Source organism: Leptospira weilii serovar Ranarum str. ICFT, assembly GCF_000332415.1.
GTDB lineage: Bacteria > Spirochaetota > Leptospiria > Leptospirales > Leptospiraceae > Leptospira > Leptospira weilii_A.
Genome location: NZ_AOHC02000050.1, coordinates 19313 through 35885 on the forward strand (window position 1 = coordinate 19313; position 16573 = coordinate 35885).

The window sequence follows — 16573 nt, forward strand, 5'->3', positions numbered from 1 at the left end:
TCTTACTTTCCGATAAAATCCTCCGCTACTTTTTTCGAGACGGACTTACCGATCTCTATAAAATCGAGTCCGTTAATTTTTATCGCAAAAGACTGTTTCAATGCAAAATAGTAGGTACTTTATTTAACGTGAGTTCGGCGGTTGAAAGTTTGGGCTATCCACACATAAAGGACTTGGAACGGTTCCGTTCAGGAGAATTCAATCTTTCTTATCATCTTGAGGAAGAAAAATCACGGAATCGATTCGTTTTCCGTTTTCGGAATCGATATAATTCACTTCGATCTTTCTTTCCGTAGCCGGTTTATATAGAATCAAGGCGGCAATCATATCGTAAACGGTCAAAGAATAATCGATCGCAGTGACAATCGCTTGGAACGCTAAAAATCTAGACTTGGTAACGGGTTTGATTTCCCTTTCCTTACCGGCCGCCATCCATTTGTAAATCCGAGCGGAGCGATTGACACCTTTCAGGTGCTCCAAATCGATCTTTACTTCCGGAAGAATCGCTTCGGTTTGACGGAACAAAACCTTAACCGGAATTTTTTTCTCTTTGGATTCTTTAAGAGCCTGAGAAAGTTGTAAGTCGAACGTGTCGTCGTCCAAGTATTCGATTTCATTGCAGTTCGCAAAAACGGTGTTACAGATATCTCCGTATTTACGATGAACGAAATAAACCAGAAAGACGTTCAACGTCTCCGGATGATACAAAACCTTCGCGTGGTAATCGCCGGTTCTTCTATAGTAGATTTTCTTATAAACTCTTTTGAAAACGTTCCAACCGACGAGACCTACGTCTTTGAGAAAGGGAGGATCGGGAAGTTGAAACGAACGAATCGCGATGTGCAATTTTTCGATCGCCACCTTACCGTCTCGTTTTGAAATTTCTTCCAGGACCGTTCGAATCTCGTCCAAATCATCCGAATCGATTTTACGAGGAACATCGGAAGTATCGATCAAAATTTTTCCCGCGTTTTGGGACATGAGATCCGCGATTTTGGATTTTACACCTTCGGAAATAAGTTCTTCCAATTTGAGAGAGATACAATCGTTCGGATGACAGGATATTTGTTCCGTATAAATTTCGTCGGGGTCGGACTTCGGGACCGGAGGACTTTCCGCGTATAAAAACGAAAACGAAAAAAACGTAAGAGAAAAACGAAGAAGGAATAGAACGGTCGGATGCAAATGTTTCAACATTCTTTTTAAATTCCTAAAGAAAATATCCGGTGAATTTTACTTTGCGGACAAAGGATGGAAAGATCTTTTTAATATCGAATGCTAAAGCTAAAGATTGTCCCAAAACCTGAAAATGTGGGAACTCCTGCGTTTTTAAACGAACGGTAAAACCCGGATCTCTTCCGTGCCGTTACCGATAAAAGTCGATGATTTTGAGAAAGTCCTCTTTAGGAGATTTCGTCTCTGTAATCCATAACCAGGTACATTAGAGTTTCCTGATCGGTAGGATTGGAATACTCGTGAGGAATGTCGGCTCTGAAAAAAACGGAGTCCTTCGGTTCCAGTTCCACGACTTTTTCTCCGACTCGAAGACGAAGTTTACCGGAAACTACAACAATGTTTTCCGTGGTTCCGGAAGAGTGGGGTTCGGCGACTTCGATGCCGCCCGGTTTTAAAATGAGTTCGTAAAATTCGGTTTTGCGGTTTCCGTTATAGGGAAAAAGGGCGCGGCTAGAAAAAACTTTCGAACTGGAAAACAAAACTTTGGTGTTTTCCACCTTCATCACGATCACACCTTCGGTGCCTTTTTCTTTGAGGAGCTCACTGAAAGGAACATTGAGACCGTTTGCGATCTTCCAAAGAACGGAGATGGTCGGAACACTTTTGCCTTGTTCGATCTGTGAAAGCATCGCCCGGCTGACTCCACAACGAGAAGCGAGTTTATCCAAAGAAAATCCTTTTGTATGTCGAATGAGTTTGAGATTTTCTTTGACTACTTCGGTGATATGCTCACTGGAGGGAGATTCTTTCCCTGCTTCCAATTCTTCCATGGCTGGATTCATTTCTCTTTTTTTGTCTAATATAGCAGAATTCTGTCAATCCAAAACTAGGATTCCCGTAAATAACGCACGTTCGACGCAGGCGTGAGAGGGGCCGATCGGCCCACTCGCTCCGCCCAACGGTTCTTCAAAGGGTCACTGCAAGTTAGGGTGGGAGTTCCCACATTGATTTGCGAGTCTTGTGATTGCGTGGGAGTTCCCACATTTGAGAATTCGGGGCGGCTCCGGTTCCTTGCACTGAATGCAAGGAACCGGACCGGGCTCTTCGTTTCAATCTGCAAAGCAACAGAAAATACGATTTTACGATTCAAATTTGATCAAGAACCTGTTGCATTGCAGTATTTTCACTTCGATCCCTGCCGAAGCTGTTGAAAATTGAATGCCGAAATTGAAGAAAGCATCACCTGAAAACAAGTTTTTAACGATTGATTCTTGATTAAATAACTGTAACCAAGCGTAAAGAGTACAAAACTAACGAATTTCGCGAAATTAAAATGCGTTCATGGAAAAATGAGATAACTTTCCGATGTTGTATGCGATACATCTTTCAGACCATTCCAAGCGCACTTTGTGAATTCCTTTTAGAAGAAAACGGTAACCTTTTCTCACTCCTTTGATAACACCGAATGCGCCTTCAATGGAGGAGAATCTTTTGGAATAGATTTTTTTAGAAGACTCTGTGCTTAGTTTTTCTCTCATCTTCCAAGTATAATAACTTTTGATTTTCTCCATTGGAGTCTCCTTAACCTTGCAAGTTTTTGAATATCCTGAAACAAGGAATTCATTACGAACTAAAATCGATTTTGATTTCGAACCCGTACAAAGACCGCGATAACGGCAAGTCCCACATCCCCCAGTTCTATATTCTTTATACTCTTGGGTTTTCGTTTGAACAATTCTAGTAAATCGCAACCTACGTTTGCCACTGCACAAGAAAGTGTCGGAATTTGTTTTATAGTTAAATTCAATATTTTTAATCTTAGATCCGGATAAAAGTTTTTCAGGAGGGTTTTCAACTAAGGTTCCCTTAGTTAAGGCTTTCGCTATCGATACATCCGGACAATACAAATCGATGTCTTTCAATTCTCTATAATTCGCTTCACTTGCATATCCGGCATCTTGCAAATAGACCGGTTGACTCAATCGGTCCAAAGTAGAAGGAAGGTTTAAACTCTCATTCAATACTTTCTTACAATTTTCTTCCGTCAGTGAAATCATCGGTATCGAATAAATTACATCTGTTGGACCTCTCTCCACTGTCTGGGCTAAAAACATTCCGGATTTGTAATCCACGCTTCCTTGGGCATTGTAACCTACGAGAAAATTTCCGTCTTTTTTCTGAAAGCCACAATCCTTTTCATATAGATGAACACGATTTCGATCCGTATTCTCTTTTAAAAATGAAATCGCTTCTTCTAATGCTGCTTTTTTCTTTTCAAGTTTTTTCTTACGTTTATCTATCTTTTCCGAGTCAGTTTCCTTAGACCATTCTTTGAGCTTTCTTTTACTCAGAGCCTTCAATTTTTTATACCGATCTTCAAAATCTTCTAACTTACCGATATCCGAGCGATTGGCATTCGCTTTGATCTTCGTTCCATCTATTGAAATTGTTTCAAAATCAATCATGCCGCTCTCCGTTCCAAGGAAGACCGTTTGAATAAACAAGTTTTGTATTTCCTTTATATGCAGTTTTCTGAAACGTGAAAGAAAACTATGGTCTAACTCTTCCCCACCAAGTAGAAAAATCAGTTCCGCTCGTACTTTGGATAACCGACACAATTCTCTCATCGATATATTTCCAAGTAAGATCGAATAGAATATCGCACTCATCACTCTTTTCGGTTCTAAAGCCGGACGACCCACTATTTCATTTTTGTAATTTCCGTTAAATTCGCTGAAATCCAATGAAGACATCACATTCTTAAAATTATGGATCGGATGTTCTTCTCCAAATAACTCATCAAAGTTTAAGGGATACATTCGCAGTTGATCGGTTTCGATATGCTTGTATTTGGCCATGACTTCTGGTATTATAGCAAATTCTTTAGTCAAGATTCTTTTTCAACATGCCCTGCCGCTTTCGGAGTCGATCCACCTGCGCGCCGGTTTTCTCGACCGATCGAACTTTCGCGCGAGCGTTAGCCGTTCTTAATACTGATCTCTATAAAATTAAGTACCGTTAATTTTTATCGCAAAACACCGCTTTGGTGCAAAATATTAGGTACATTATTATGAGCCTGTCCCAAATCTCAAAACAATCGCAGAGATTGACGGCCATTCCGATAAAATCGGACGGTTGGCGGACAAACTCTATATAGCTATGAGTGAAAGGAAGTCGTAACGCAGAGAACGACTCATTTAAAATTTTGATTCAAAATCGAGGGTTTCAAAGTCAGAAAATCCGAAACATTCCAACTTTACAATCGGGGATAAAAAAATAGAATGAAACATATCCCCCGCCATGAAACCGAAATCCATATCCAAAGAATCCCAAGCGGACGACAGCGCCGATTTTCTCTTTTGGCAGATCACAAACCTCCGGCAAAAACGAATCCGAGAAAACTTATCGATTTTGGATTTAACACACTTTCCATTCGTACTTTTAGCGAGTTTAGCCCGGTTTGAGGAAACCTCTCAAAAAGCCGCACAGGTTCGACTCGCAAAACACACAAAGACGGAAGTTCCTTGTTGGATCTAAGAAGACAAAATGCCTGAAGAACATTCTAATATTAGAATATTCTATGAAAGTGAATCCTATCTTTTTGCGGAAAAACCTCCCGGGATTCCCGTTCACGCAACCAAGGATTTAGGAAGGATAAATTTTACGGACCAACTCCAAAAACAACTTTCCCTCGAATATCTCCGAACCGTAAATCGATTGGATTTGGACACGAGTGGTCTCGTATTTTTTTGTAAAAATCCGGATAAAAACAAAGAAGCCGATCGGATCTTAAAATCCTCCCTGAAAATTTATCTCTGTGTCGTATCCGGAGTTCCCGAAGAGGAACACTTTACGGAAACCTGTTATATCAAGGATGGAAACAAAAAAGTGCGTAAGGTTTTTTCGGGCGGAGACAAGGCCGTCACGGAATTTTTAACCTTAAAAAGAAATCCAAAAGAACATTATTCTGTGTTACTCGCAAAACTTCATACGGGCAGAAGACACCAAATCCGATTTCAATTGAGCGAAAAGGGATATCCGATTTTAGGAGATCCGATTTACGGCGCGGTCAGTTCGTCGGATTCTTCCTCGGAAATAAAAGTCGAAACGGGAAAAAATCGGTTTTCGAAAAAAGCCGAAGGTTCCGTTTTAAAAACTTCGCCTAACAAAAAACATTCGAACTTGTCGAACGTAAAAAGATCGCTCCTGCACGCCATGGGAGTTTCTTTTCAAACGGAAGACGGCAAAGAAGAAAAAATTTTTTGCCCTCCTCCTTTCGACTTTCAAAAGTTCTTGGACGGAATCTTTTTGGATTCTTCTATTTTTTCCAAATTTCCTTTAAATTAAAAGAGTTGTTGAAAAATAAATTCTTGAATCGGCTTGTATTGTGTGGATCGGACGATTTAGACAATTTTATTCTTAAGGAATAACAATTTTTCAATAACTCTAAAGTAGTTCGGCTTAACCAATGCGAAAGCGATGAAAGCGAGATCAACAAATTGGAATGACGAAAGAGTTTCGTTTTTCGAGCGATCCATCAATTTGTGGATCAAAGCGGAATTAAGAAACTCAATCTCGCTACGCGAGATTGATCCAGCTCCATTTTTTCCGTAAGAAAAAAACGGAGCCGGATTCGCCCAAACTTTTTGCCACCAAACTCACGTTATGTTAAAAATAGAAAGACAAAGAACGGCGTTTGAGAGAGGGTTTCCCGGTCGGAGAACGAACCCATGGAAAAAAAACACGCACTGATCATCGGTACGAGCGGCGTCGCGGGACAAAGCGCGGTTTCCGCAATTCGAGAATATGCCGAGTCCAAAAAAGAAAACTGGATCCTTATCGCTACTACGAGCAAAAACTTTTCCTTAAAAGAAGCGGATCTTACGATCACCGAAATCAATTTAGAAAACCCGGGCCATTCTCTTCCGCGTCTTTACGAACAACTTTCCGCAAACGGAATTTCTTCGATCGATTTATTCGTCTATACGCCTGCAAAAGGAAACCTGGGTTATCCGGTTTCCCAAACTCCCGAAAGCGACGTTAAGGACGCTTTGAAATTTTGTATGAACCCAATGCTTGCAATCGAAGCCAAGTTAAAACCGACTTTGAGCGTGGGATACTCCGCTTATTATTTCAAACCGCATCTTCAACCCTTTTACGGTTCGCTTGCATTCGTAAAAAAGAAAATGGAAGAATGGGCTCTTCAGAATCCGAGTCGAAGAAAGATCATTCGCGCCGGATCTTTTTTCAGTCAAAGCGTTCGAGGGATTACGATCCTTCTTCAGAGAATGGGAAAAAAATCTCAGGATCCCGATCTGCACAATCTTCTCAAACTTCAAAAGGAATCGGGTTTGAACTTTCCGGATTTCTTTTTGGATTACGTTTCTAAACAGGAAGAAGCCTCCTTTTCCTCTCGGTTTCCGAACGTGCCGTTTCGGTTAACGTCTCAGGACGATTTAAAAAAAGCGTTAATTTCCATTTTAGAAGGAGAATCGGCGCCGATCGTTTCTTTGGTTGGAGATTGGGTCTGGACGGAGAATTCCTTGCCGGACATGCCGGAGTATTTGAAGAAATTTTAATATTATCTTATCTATATACGATGGTTTTAAAATCGCTCGGAACAAGTCGGCTTTTTACCGGCGATCCAAATCCAAAACACGACGTGTTCTCTTCAAAACTTACCGATCGGTGAAAAAACTTATTTCTATCCATTAAAACGTTTCGAAGAAGGTTTGGGACCGCCCTTTGCAAAAGGTTTTTGATTCGGCTGTCCCTTTCTTTGAGAAAGTACAACCACCGGATTTCCTTTGGGAAGAGTATCCAAAATTTTTAAGAGTTCGCCTAACTTTCCTCGAAACTGAAATTCGGAATCCAAAGTCAGATCCAAACAGAAAAAAATCGTTCTATCCTCTCCCGTCTCTTTCAAAACGGAATCCAAGTCGTGAAGAACCGCCTTATATCTGTAAGGTGTTTCATAAAATACGATCGTATGCCCGGGTTTAAGATAACGGCTCAGTTCTTTTTTTCGTTCCGTAGATTCCCTCGAAAGAAAACCGCAGAACGTAAACGGAGAAACTTTAAAACCGGCAATACTCAGGGCCGCACCGAATGCGATCGGACCGGGGGCGCTTTGAACCTTTCCGCCCCGTCTTAAAACTTCCCGAACGAGCTCCAGACCGGGATCTTCGATCCCCGGAGTTCCCGCATCGGAAATCAAAACGGTAGTACCCGCGTTCATTACGATTTCTCCAAACGCCCGAATCTCTTCCAGGTTCGTATGTTCGTTGCAGAGGAGAAATTCTTTGGAAATGGAAAGGGATTTGAGAAGGGTCGAAGTCGTTCGCGATTCCTCTCCTATGAGTATATCGCAATGTTCTAATAGATTTTTTGCTCTTACCGTTAAGTCGCCGAAATTGCCCAAAGAAACGGAAACTAAAACGAGATTACCCTTCAACGAAGAATTCATGATTTACAACTTGTCCCAAAGTCGGTTCGGTTATATCGCAAGCTCGGGACCGCAAGAAATTGCATTGCAGTTTTCATAACTGATACAAGGTGGGGCCGACGTAATTAAAAATTTTCCAAAATCGGTTTTTTGCACTGAAGAAACAGATCGTTGTTTTAGCGAAAATCATAGATTTATCTTCGACCATCGAACTTGCGTTAGATAAGAATTTTGTCCAAGACGTTCCAATTTGAGACCGGCTGAATCTGAGTCGGCGCGGGGGGAACCACTCCCTTTCCCCTATCTAAAAAGATTCCCGTTTGTGCCGCGGAACCGAGCAAATCGAAGTCGTTGATCGAATCCCCGAAAGCAAGATCCGCAGAACCTCCGATGACCGCTTTCAATCTTTCCACCTTCCCTTTTCCGTATGTGAACGGTTCCAAAATCTCCGAAGAATGAAGTCCGTTTTCAATCGACAATTGCATTCCTAAAACTCTTTCCGTCGGGATTCCGAAAAGATGGGAAACGGATTGAATGATTTCCTGTGGGGAAGCGGTTACGATCCAAACTTCCCATCGGTTTGATAGAAGATGATCCACGAGCTCTTTCATCGGTTCGTAGATTTTGACGGAGTGTGAACCCGGATCCAACGCGTGTTGGTTCCAAACGTTTCCGGATATTTCTTTCAATTCTTCCGGCGAATGTCCGGAAAAAATCCAAGAACTCCATCGATAAGAGGCTTCGAGTCCGAACTTGGATTGAACGGATTCGTATTCGGAAAGAACGAGAGAACGAAACAAAACCGGATCTTGAAACCGAGCGGAAAGAATTCTTTCCACATTTTCCTTTGCAAAAAACGGGACAATGTCTCGTTTGTAAGCCGGAACTCCTTCCGAAAGGAAGAACTCCATCACGGCCTCTCCAAAATCGTTTTTTATAAGTGTATTATCAAAATCGAATGCAGCCTTTCCGGGTTGTAACCGGGAAAGAATTTCATAAAGTGGCGGATTCCAAAAATCCCGTGTAATGGACACTTACGGTTCGATCGTCTCCCGGGCGATCGCCACACGTGCCTCGGAAGAAGATTGAAAGACCGGAAGATAATGTTCCGGATTTAATACGACATTTTGATAACGAACCTCGAAGTGTAAATGCGGACCGGTCGTATGTCCCGTGTTTCCGGAAAGGGCGATGATCTGCCCCTTTTTAATCTTATCCCCTTCCTTTACGTATAGAAGAGAATTGTGAGCGTAAAGCGTATTGATTCCGTTGATTCCGGGATGCGAAAGTAAAATCTTATTTCCGTAACCTCCGTCTTTTTTGGATTCCAAAACGACTCCGTCCGCAGCCGCGATCACGATGGATCCGGTCGGGCAAGCGATGTCCACTCCGGAATGCATCGCATTCCATCTTCTTCCCAACCGAGAAGTTACAAAAGAATGTTTAAAGCTTATGGGCCAGATAAATTCCCTTTGGTCGGTGCGATAAATCTCGCGACCCTTATCTTCTAAAAGAAGGCTTCTGATAAAATTTTCATTATAAGGAAAAAATACCGGATCGGTTAAGGATATCCTTTCGTTGTCGGGAATTCCGTTGACCCTTTTGACCTCGTGTTCCGTAGTTCCGTAGTTGTGAATCAAATCTCCGACGGATTCTTTGACTCGATTCGGTACGATCCAAACGCCTTCTAAACCTCTGTAAGTTTGAAGGTATTGGTTATCCAGTTTGATTTCTTCAAGATTTGTATTGGCAAAGGATTTTATGCTAAAAAAAAGTCCAAGGACTAGCAATCCTACCAAAATATAGCCAGTTTTTCTTTTCATATCGTTTCTTCCAAAATATGTCGCCAAACAAATTCTCGGGTTCTATAAGGAACGTCGGCAACGGAAAACAACTTCTGAAGTCACTCTTCTGGTCTCGGAATTCCATTCAAGGATTTTTTCCATCAACTTCTTTGATGAAATTCAAGGATAATTGATATTTTTGACTATAATAGATTCATTTTTATCTTTAAAGGCTATTTTTTAACCTCTTTTAAAGAATTTTGTCTCTGTGGCTGATTTATTGAGATTGATTCTTATTGAATGTGAGTTCGGCGGTTGAAAATTTGGGCGAATCGGAAACTCGAGTGCAACGACTACCGATCGCGCTTGATTTCAATTTTGCCGTTCACTGAACTTGCGGGAGTTCCCACATTTCGAGTAGCGTGGATTTGAATTTACAGGTTAAAATCTAGGAACTCCTAGAATTTAACCTGTAAATTCTAGGAGTTCCTAGATTTTACAAATGAGCTCAAGTTTAGAGAAGTATTCCCTTTCGAATCCCCAACCTGATAGGATTTTGTTGCGGAAATAGATTTGAGGTAAAATACAAAACGGACGTCCTTAGTCTTCTAAAAACCTAGATTTCAAGTTCGGATCGAGAATCCTACAAGTATCCAACCGCCCAAACCATCGATACCGGTTTTTCGCGATCCAATCGTAAACAAAATCCAGAATGGAACTCGGAATCCATCGGAAGAAGGAAACAAGATTCCAAGGAAATCGTAAATGCGCGCCGATCCTCAAAACCGCTGTCGATTTTTGGTAAAGAATTCCCTCTTCCAAAAATAAAACCGAGGATGGAAACTCCCCGAGTTCCGTTTTTTTTCCGAGAATTTTTTCCGCCGTAAACGATTGTAAACTTGCAAACCTAAGATTTTCTTTTCGATTTCGATCGATAAAAAATAAAACTGCTGCGTTACAGAGATTACAGACTCCGTCAAAGAATACAATCGGTTGTTTTTGCGATTCGTCAAAAACTTGAGGTTTCATTCTTTGATTAGACAATTGGAACATACACGAGTTTCTGATTCGCTCGGATTTTCTTAAGCCGAACTCACGTTATAATAGAAAATCGGTCGCTACGAAAGAATCCGGCAAACTTTTGAGACAAGGTCTTTGTAACTTAGCGCCTTTGGCAGACCCTAAGATCGGAATCTACTTTTTAGAAATTTTGGATTCAGTTTCTTTTTCTTCTTTCCGGGTTGTAACTTCTATAATTTCAGTCGGATAGGAATAGATCGCAGAGCCCATCACGGCCGGAGCCAAACGGAAACTTGCATACAGTACTGCGGAATCATAAGTGGGATAAGAGATGGGATTGCTAAAGATCAAGCCGAACCAAGACCAAACGACTCCTGTTTCCTTTCGATTCATCTGGAAATCGGATGTATAATCCACAAAAAGAATATTCCTCTTCAAACTTCCTATAATTCGCTTCGTAATTCGTTCTTTTCATCAAAGAAACGGTTATCGTAGAATATCGATCTTTCAAATTCTCGAACCGAAACGTAATCGTTCCGAACACCTTGGACAACGAATCCAAATCATCGGAAACGATCGTAATTTTCGAATCCTTAATTTCGGAAATACAATCAAAGGTTAAGAAGAGGAATATAAGAAATGGATAAAGGATTCTTTTTTGCGGCTTCGATCCGTCCCTCATTCGGATCCTAACTGCAAAGCCGGATTCAGAGAATTTCGCATTGATTTTCCTCTTTTGACGAGATTATTATAATCTTCCGTAAAATTCGCTCTCGGCCAGTTCTCGTTGGTATCGAAATTATGAATCATCAGGAGGCTATTCGGATTCCCTTTTCTTACGAGCCCGATGATATTTTTTTTCGGATGTTTGAGGATTTCAAATTCCTGAATGGAAACTCGGTCCGGGTCCACATTCGTAAAATAGGCGAACGGAATTTCCACACGTTCGTCTATAATAATTTCGTAATAAGCCGGTTGTGAGTATTCCCAATCATCCGCTACGTAAACGAAGACCTTGCAGTAGTTGATCCCCGCGTCAAGTTCTCCTATTTTCGTATAACCTCGATACGGATCGGCCGGCCAATATAAAAAGGCCAAAACAAGCAGGATCGATTGCACGACGTTCGCTACGACCAGATAGGCGCTAAATTTTTTTTGCGATAACATTTCAGATTGAAACCGGGATCTTTTTCGATCTAATTTAGGACTTGTCCAAAAACCTACGCAAAATGCGGGAATGAATCATGTAGAAACAATCCGAGGCGTTTTGCTACAAACTCTTGGCCTTAATCAAAAACTACGACGATCATCCCGTTTAAGGCTGCATTCAGAATTTTGAAAGTGATTTTTAGGATTTGCGATCCGAACCGCCGACTCTGGGCGCCGCAGCGCCTCCGCTTCCCGTTTGTCCGTAAACCGAAACGGCCTGTTTCGGAAGGCTGGATCTTCTCCATTCGAACCAGGAACCCTGGTATGTGTGAACGTCCAAATAACCGACTTCGCGTAACATCAAAGCCAAAAGCGAGGATCTCGCTCCGTTGTAATCGTAGATAATGGTAATCCGTTCCGGCATAAACGGAAAGGATCTGAGTTTTTTATTGAACTGGTTTTTTTCGATCAGATTTCCCTGGCCGTCGTACAAAACTCTCCAATCCCAAAGAAACGCCCCGGGTAAACGACCGCATAACGTGCCGGGCTCGGGCGCGGTGAGTCTCGGAAGTTTTCCTTCGTATTCTTCCTGAGTTCTCGTGTCGAAAATCTGAAGTCGCGTTAAATTTTTTTCTAGGAACGCCTTATCCACAATTCCTTCGAGTTTTCTAGGTTTGTCTCCGGGACCAAGTTCCATTTCTCTGGAACCTTTTTCCTGAGCGGCTTCGGTTACGGGCCAGCGATTTCCGTATAAAAACGCATTCTGAAAACCTACGGCTCTCAAAAGATACACCATTCTAGAAGCGAACATCCCCATTCCTTCGTCAAAAGCGATCACCCGAGTCGCGCCTTCTTGTTCTATAAGTTTTAAAATTTCTTCCAGAGGACCGGTCATCTTCTTCAGCGATTCCGGATCGGAAGCAAACGCCTTTTTGATAAAGGGAAAACTATACGCTCCCTTGAGAGTTGATTCTTGATATCCGATCGCCGAGCGGCAATCGATCAAAAAATCCTTATCGTTCAATTCAGTTTTTACAAAATTCCAGCTGGACAAGCAACCCACCCTATCGATTCGAAACGAGTCTTTCTTTGAATTAAACCATTATTTTTAGCCTGAAAATTTCGATGTACTTTTTTTTAAAAAACATCGCGAATTTGAGACATAAGATTTTATAAAAAAGAAAGATCGAATTCTCCGATCGGAAGCCCTTCTTACGCGAGTGTGCGAGAGGATTTAACATCGAGGGGGCGCGACGCCGATACTCTATACAATGATAAAAGAATTCAGGAAGCTCCGTGATTCCACTCGAATTTTTCCGAAAGATACGCGGAAGAAACGAGTCGTATTTTTCGGACTTCTTTCTCTTTTCTTTTTTCTGGCCGGAAATATCGAATCGGACGAAACAAAATCGTTTCAGGAAAATTTTCAATCCTTCTTAGATGAATTTCAAAAACGTCCGTCTGCGTCCCTCGTTCGATCGTTCCGAACTCAATATTCTTCCTTTGAACCGGAGCCTTGCGCTTTTGAAGAATCCGGACGTTTTGAAAAAGTAATCTATCTTTCCTACAAGTGTAAGGAAAAAAAATGGTCCGGTTTTATTTATCTGGGGGACGGTTCCGAATTTTGGAAACATCATTCCGCAAAAATTTCCCTGGGTGAAGTTTTAAAAATCGGCAAGAAGGTTTATTTGGAAGTGAAACCCTCTTTCGAGAGTGAGGATTTTTCCTCGGGTTTTAAAAAACACGGTAAAAAAGATCATACCCGAAAAGAACCGCAAACTCCGAAAGAATACAAAGACAACCACGGACTCCAGTATTACCTCAGTATCGCAAAACATCCTGCAAAAAGGGATTTAAACGGCGGTAAGGAAATTTTCTTCGATTCCACCTGCCCTTTGATCTTTTTAAAAAAGGATTCCGATTTTTATTGGGAAAAAGCGGTGTATTATTCCTTTCAGGCGAGTTGTATTCCTTCATCACCTTATTCTTATATTCGAATTCGTTCCGACCTTTTGGGAAAAATTAAGGTGGACGACAAGGACACGGATAGGGTTCAGGAAGGCGCAAAATATCTCGGTAAATTGAAAATCCATTCCATAGAAGCGGACAAAATCCTCTGGCGACAGGATGCGGAAATCTACAATGAATAATAAAGTATTTTTGAATATTCTAATTCTCTTAATTTTATCCTTCGGCTCCGGTCTTTCCGCCCAAAACGGAAACTCTGCGGATCTCAAAGCCCTTCTGGACGGTGTGGTTATCGTCCGAAGCGATACTTTTTCGGGCAAAGAGGAACAGGAGGGTTATTCCGAAAAGTCGATCCATAGGGACGCAGGAACCGGGTTGATCATTTCAGGAAATCGGATTCTTACGAACGCGCACGTGGTTTCCAATTCCGGTTATCTCAAGGTAAAACATTTCAATTCGAGCAAATTTTACAAGGCGGAAGTTCAATACCTGGGTTTCGACTGCGATCTCGCGATTCTCAAAGTGGAAGAAGAGGAATTTTTCACCGGAGTGGAACCTCTGGAAATTTCGGATTCTTCCCCCGCTCTCGGAAGTAATCTTCTGATTTTAGGTTATCCGGGTGGGGACGAAAATATCACATTAGAAAACGGTAATGTTTCCCGCGTGGAAAGAGTCCGTTATTCCTTTACAGGTTTGGATTACAGAAAAGCGATCCGAGTCAACGCCAACATCATCCCCGGTTATTCGGGCGGACCCGCAATTCAAAACGGAAAAGTCGCGGGGATCACTTTCCAAGTCAGTCAATCCCAGGGGAACGTCGCTTACTTGATTCCTCCGGAGATCATCAATCACTTCTTGAAAGACGTCGAGGACGGAACCTATCACGGTTTTCCTTTTCCCGGTTTCAGTTTTCAAAACGGTAATTCCGTTTCCTTAAAGTCCTATTTAAAAATTCCGGAAAGTTTAAACGGTATTTTGATCAATACGATTTATCCCGATTCCTCGTTTTCGGATCTTTTACAACCGGAGGATTTTGTGTATAAAATCGATCAATCCTATCTCAACGCGGAAGGCGGAATTATGGACGCCATCGGCGGTTTTATCGGAGACCTGATCGAGGAAAAATTCATCGGAGATCCGATTAAGATTTTCTTTTACAGAAACGGAAAAAACTACAAAATCGAAGGGACCCTCAAACGGGTTCCCACCTTGGACCTTTATAGGCAACAGGATAAAATTTCCGGTTTTTTATCGGGAGGTTTTTTGTTTCAACCGGTCAACCACGCTCTCATCGGCGGAGATTCCAAACGTTTGGAAAGTTCCCTTCGTTATCATTATAGTTATTACATCCAGGACGAATTGTATCGTTTTACGGACAGGGATATCCTTCTTTCGGGTATTTATCCCGATCCTCTCAATTCCAAGTACGCGGGTTATCGTTATAAAATTCTGGAATCCATCAACGATCGTACTCCTTCCGACTTGGAGGATTTCAAATCCCTGTGGAAAAAATTCTACGGAAGTACGATCAGTCTGAAATTCAGAGGTGTCAATCTTCCGATCGTTCTCGACCAAGAGACGATCGATAAGATCGATGTTCGCGTTAAAAAACGTTTCGGCGCGGAGGCGGACGAATGATACGATTTTCCTCGAGACCCGCATTCCTCTCTTTCCAAATCTGTTTTTCCGTCTTATGGAGTTTATCGATTTCGGTTCCTTTGAATGCGGAAACAATCCTCGTTCATTTTAGAAAATTCTCCCATCAAAATCCTTGGCAGAAGGGTTCGTACTTCGAAAAAAAAGTTCCCGCGATTGTGGCCGATCGGGACTTTTTACTCGCGCTTCTTCCTCCGGGAGAACTTCCTCTCTTTTCGGAAACGAATCCGGAAACAAAACCGGGAACCCGTTTGTATCTTTTCAAACACGATCCCGAGACCGGCCTTGCGCTTTTCTCGCACAAGGGTAAATTTTCCCCTAAAAGGAAACCTCATTTCGGCGATTCCCTTCACTCTTCCTGTTCCAAGTTTTTTTCGAAACCGACGTGGGGGAACCCGGATCTTTCCAACTCGGTCCTGAAAATGAGCGAACAATCCGGAACGGAAGGGAACGAAAGAAAATTCTTATATTCAAAAAATATAATTTGCGGTTACACGGACGGACGTTGGAACGTCCCTTCGGAATATCTTTCCGTGTTTTTGCACACCGCTTCGAGTAACCCTATCGCCCATCCGGGATTTTCCTTTGACGACGCCCTTACGGTTCCGGAAAAAAAATTCTACTTTCCCGATTCTTCGACCGGGGTTGTGGTCTCGGAAGTTTATCCCGGAGTCGGACCGGTTCATAATTTATTTCCAGGTGACGCGATTTACAGCGTCAACGGGGAAAGTTTTACCCACCCTCCGGATCGGCAGGAAGTTCTTTCTAAAATTCTCACAAAAAATCACCGTTTGGCCCTTCCCGGAAACGTTGTGACTCTCGGAGTTTTTAGAGCGGGTAAAAGAAAAGAAATTTCTTATTCGTTAAAAAGTTACTCGGAGGATTCTTTTTTTATTCCCTCGGGAGCAAAACCTCCTTTGTATTTAATCAGCGGCGGACTTTTTTTTACGGAACTGACCGGTTCTTACTTAAAGGAATCCGGAAACCAATATAGGGAAAATGTAGACAGAAAACTTTTGTATCTCTACGAATCTTTCGACAAGAAGATCCATCCTGAAAAAAATCGTCTCGTATTTATCAGCAGAGTTTTTCCGGACTCGGCCAATCAAGGGTTTCACGATTTCCAAGATCAAATTTTAGAATCCGTAAACGATAAGTCCGTTCGTTCCTTATCCGATCTCAAGGAAATTCTAAACGAAAGTCGGGAAGAATACGTTGTGTTTCGTTTTTCCGGAAATCGAATCGCCGCGTTTTCCAAAGATCAATTGCAGGACTTAAATCGGAAAATTCTCTCAAATTATAGCCTGGACAAATTGGATAATTTAGACCGATAATTTCTTGACGGATCCATTCCGGAAATGTAATGTTTGACATC

Annotated in this window: 15 protein-coding genes and 2 pseudogenes; 6 read left to right on the forward strand and 11 right to left on the reverse strand. The window is 41.9% G+C overall.

Going from position 1 to position 16573, the window contains the following annotated elements; translation table 11 throughout:
* Positions 1–198: 198 nt before the first annotated feature.
* The 3 genes from LEP1GSC060_RS16145 to LEP1GSC060_RS16155 form a co-directional block, all read right to left on the reverse strand.
* Positions 199–1197, reverse strand: a complete 999-nt coding sequence (locus tag LEP1GSC060_RS16145; protein WP_003008496.1) for a hypothetical protein — start codon at positions 1195–1197, stop codon at positions 199–201.
* Between the two features lie 206 nt (positions 1198–1403).
* Positions 1404–2018 carry a helix-turn-helix domain-containing protein gene (locus tag LEP1GSC060_RS16150; protein WP_155119711.1) on the reverse strand — a complete coding sequence of 205 codons (615 nt, stop codon included), beginning with the start codon at positions 2016–2018 and terminating at the stop codon, positions 1404–1406.
* A gap of 486 nt (positions 2019–2504) precedes the next feature.
* Positions 2505–4034 carry a transposase gene (locus LEP1GSC060_RS16155; RefSeq protein ID WP_003008441.1) on the reverse strand — a complete coding sequence of 510 codons (1530 nt, stop codon included), beginning with the start codon at positions 4032–4034 and terminating at the stop codon, positions 2505–2507.
* A gap of 442 nt (positions 4035–4476) precedes the next feature.
* Here LEP1GSC060_RS16155 and LEP1GSC060_RS16160 point away from each other — a divergent pair.
* The 3 genes and pseudogenes from LEP1GSC060_RS16160 to LEP1GSC060_RS20380 all read left to right on the forward strand — a co-directional run.
* Positions 4477–4698: pseudogene (locus LEP1GSC060_RS16160) on the forward strand (MarR family winged helix-turn-helix transcriptional regulator); the annotation flags it as partial.
* Positions 4699–4722: 24 nt separating this feature from the next.
* Positions 4723–5523: an RluA family pseudouridine synthase gene (locus tag LEP1GSC060_RS16165; protein ID WP_003008390.1), complete on the forward strand. Its 801-nt coding sequence runs from the start codon at positions 4723–4725 to the stop codon at positions 5521–5523.
* A 383-nt stretch (positions 5524–5906) separates the two neighbouring features.
* Positions 5907–6755, forward strand: coding sequence for a hypothetical protein (locus tag LEP1GSC060_RS20380; RefSeq protein WP_003008591.1), 849 nt, complete (start codon positions 5907–5909; stop codon positions 6753–6755).
* 125 nt (positions 6756–6880) lie between these two features.
* On the opposite strand, the gene rsmI is transcribed toward LEP1GSC060_RS20380, so the two are convergent.
* From rsmI to LEP1GSC060_RS20670, 8 genes and pseudogenes are all read right to left on the reverse strand, one after another.
* Positions 6881–7642: a 16S rRNA (cytidine(1402)-2'-O)-methyltransferase gene (rsmI, locus tag LEP1GSC060_RS16175; protein ID WP_003008571.1), complete on the reverse strand. Its 762-nt coding sequence runs from the start codon at positions 7640–7642 to the stop codon at positions 6881–6883.
* A gap of 197 nt (positions 7643–7839) precedes the next feature.
* On the reverse strand, positions 7840–8655 hold the full coding sequence (locus tag LEP1GSC060_RS16180; protein ID WP_003008379.1) for an HAD family hydrolase: 816 nt from the start codon (positions 8653–8655) through the stop codon (positions 7840–7842).
* On the reverse strand, positions 8656–9444 hold the full coding sequence (locus tag LEP1GSC060_RS16185) for a M23 family metallopeptidase (RefSeq protein WP_036096883.1): 789 nt from the start codon (positions 9442–9444) through the stop codon (positions 8656–8658).
* A 561-nt stretch (positions 9445–10005) separates the two neighbouring features.
* Positions 10006–10458 carry a thiol-disulfide oxidoreductase DCC family protein gene (locus tag LEP1GSC060_RS16190; RefSeq protein ID WP_003008601.1) on the reverse strand — a complete coding sequence of 151 codons (453 nt, stop codon included), beginning with the start codon at positions 10456–10458 and terminating at the stop codon, positions 10006–10008.
* Between the two features lie 141 nt (positions 10459–10599).
* Positions 10600–10818, reverse strand: coding sequence for a hypothetical protein (locus LEP1GSC060_RS20155; RefSeq protein WP_155119712.1), 219 nt, complete (start codon positions 10816–10818; stop codon positions 10600–10602).
* A 285-nt stretch (positions 10819–11103) separates the two neighbouring features.
* Positions 11104–11592 carry a hypothetical protein gene (locus tag LEP1GSC060_RS16200; protein WP_003008431.1) on the reverse strand — a complete coding sequence of 163 codons (489 nt, stop codon included), beginning with the start codon at positions 11590–11592 and terminating at the stop codon, positions 11104–11106.
* Positions 11593–11773: 181 nt separating this feature from the next.
* Positions 11774–12628 carry a sulfurtransferase gene (locus LEP1GSC060_RS16205; RefSeq protein WP_003008413.1) on the reverse strand — a complete coding sequence of 285 codons (855 nt, stop codon included), beginning with the start codon at positions 12626–12628 and terminating at the stop codon, positions 11774–11776.
* Between the two features lie 54 nt (positions 12629–12682).
* A pseudogene (locus LEP1GSC060_RS20670) lies at positions 12683–12875 on the reverse strand (hypothetical protein).
* Here LEP1GSC060_RS20670 and LEP1GSC060_RS16210 point away from each other — a divergent pair.
* The 3 genes from LEP1GSC060_RS16210 to LEP1GSC060_RS16220 are packed head-to-tail and all read left to right on the forward strand — an operon-like array spanning position 12846 to position 16532.
* Positions 12846–13724 carry an LIC11113 family protein gene (locus LEP1GSC060_RS16210; protein WP_003008562.1) on the forward strand — a complete coding sequence of 293 codons (879 nt, stop codon included), beginning with the start codon at positions 12846–12848 and terminating at the stop codon, positions 13722–13724. The pseudogene LEP1GSC060_RS20670 and the gene LEP1GSC060_RS16210 sit on opposite strands and share 30 nt — an antisense overlap.
* Entirely contained in the window at positions 13717–15180 is a 1464-nt protein-coding gene (locus tag LEP1GSC060_RS16215; protein ID WP_003008403.1) for a S1C family serine protease, read from the forward strand. Before LEP1GSC060_RS16210 ends, LEP1GSC060_RS16215 begins: the two co-directional genes overlap by 8 nt.
* Positions 15177–16532, forward strand: coding sequence for a PDZ domain-containing protein (locus tag LEP1GSC060_RS16220; RefSeq protein WP_003008420.1), 1356 nt, complete (start codon positions 15177–15179; stop codon positions 16530–16532). The genes LEP1GSC060_RS16215 and LEP1GSC060_RS16220 overlap by 4 nt, the downstream gene beginning before the upstream one ends.
* Positions 16533–16573 lie beyond the last annotated feature (41 nt).

What these genes read in the sequence shown, in the direction of transcription:
- LEP1GSC060_RS16145 (WP_003008496.1), bottom strand. Translation starts at nt 1,197, where the DNA reads ATGTTGAAACATTTGCATCCGACCGTTCTATTCCTTCTTCGTTTTTCT.
- LEP1GSC060_RS16150 (WP_155119711.1), bottom strand. Translation starts at nt 2,018, where the DNA reads ATGAATCCAGCCATGGAAGAATTGGAAGCAGGGAAAGAATCTCCCTCC.
- LEP1GSC060_RS16155 (WP_003008441.1), bottom strand. Translation starts at nt 4,034, where the DNA reads ATGGCCAAATACAAGCATATCGAAACCGATCAACTGCGAATGTATCCC.
- LEP1GSC060_RS16165 (WP_003008390.1), top strand. Translation starts at nt 4,723, where the DNA reads ATGCCTGAAGAACATTCTAATATTAGAATATTCTATGAAAGTGAATCC.
- LEP1GSC060_RS20380 (WP_003008591.1), top strand. Translation starts at nt 5,907, where the DNA reads ATGGAAAAAAAACACGCACTGATCATCGGTACGAGCGGCGTCGCGGGA.
- rsmI (WP_003008571.1), bottom strand. Translation starts at nt 7,642, where the DNA reads ATGAATTCTTCGTTGAAGGGTAATCTCGTTTTAGTTTCCGTTTCTTTG.
- LEP1GSC060_RS16185 (WP_036096883.1), bottom strand. Translation starts at nt 9,444, where the DNA reads ATGAAAAGAAAAACTGGCTATATTTTGGTAGGATTGCTAGTCCTTGGA.
- LEP1GSC060_RS16190 (WP_003008601.1), bottom strand. Translation starts at nt 10,458, where the DNA reads ATGTTCCAATTGTCTAATCAAAGAATGAAACCTCAAGTTTTTGACGAA.
- LEP1GSC060_RS20155 (WP_155119712.1), bottom strand. Translation starts at nt 10,818, where the DNA reads ATGAATCGAAAGGAAACAGGAGTCGTTTGGTCTTGGTTCGGCTTGATC.
- LEP1GSC060_RS16200 (WP_003008431.1), bottom strand. Translation starts at nt 11,592, where the DNA reads ATGTTATCGCAAAAAAAATTTAGCGCCTATCTGGTCGTAGCGAACGTC.
- LEP1GSC060_RS16210 (WP_003008562.1), top strand. Translation starts at nt 12,846, where the DNA reads ATGATAAAAGAATTCAGGAAGCTCCGTGATTCCACTCGAATTTTTCCG.
- LEP1GSC060_RS16215 (WP_003008403.1), top strand. Translation starts at nt 13,717, where the DNA reads ATGAATAATAAAGTATTTTTGAATATTCTAATTCTCTTAATTTTATCC.
- LEP1GSC060_RS16220 (WP_003008420.1), top strand. Translation starts at nt 15,177, where the DNA reads ATGATACGATTTTCCTCGAGACCCGCATTCCTCTCTTTCCAAATCTGT.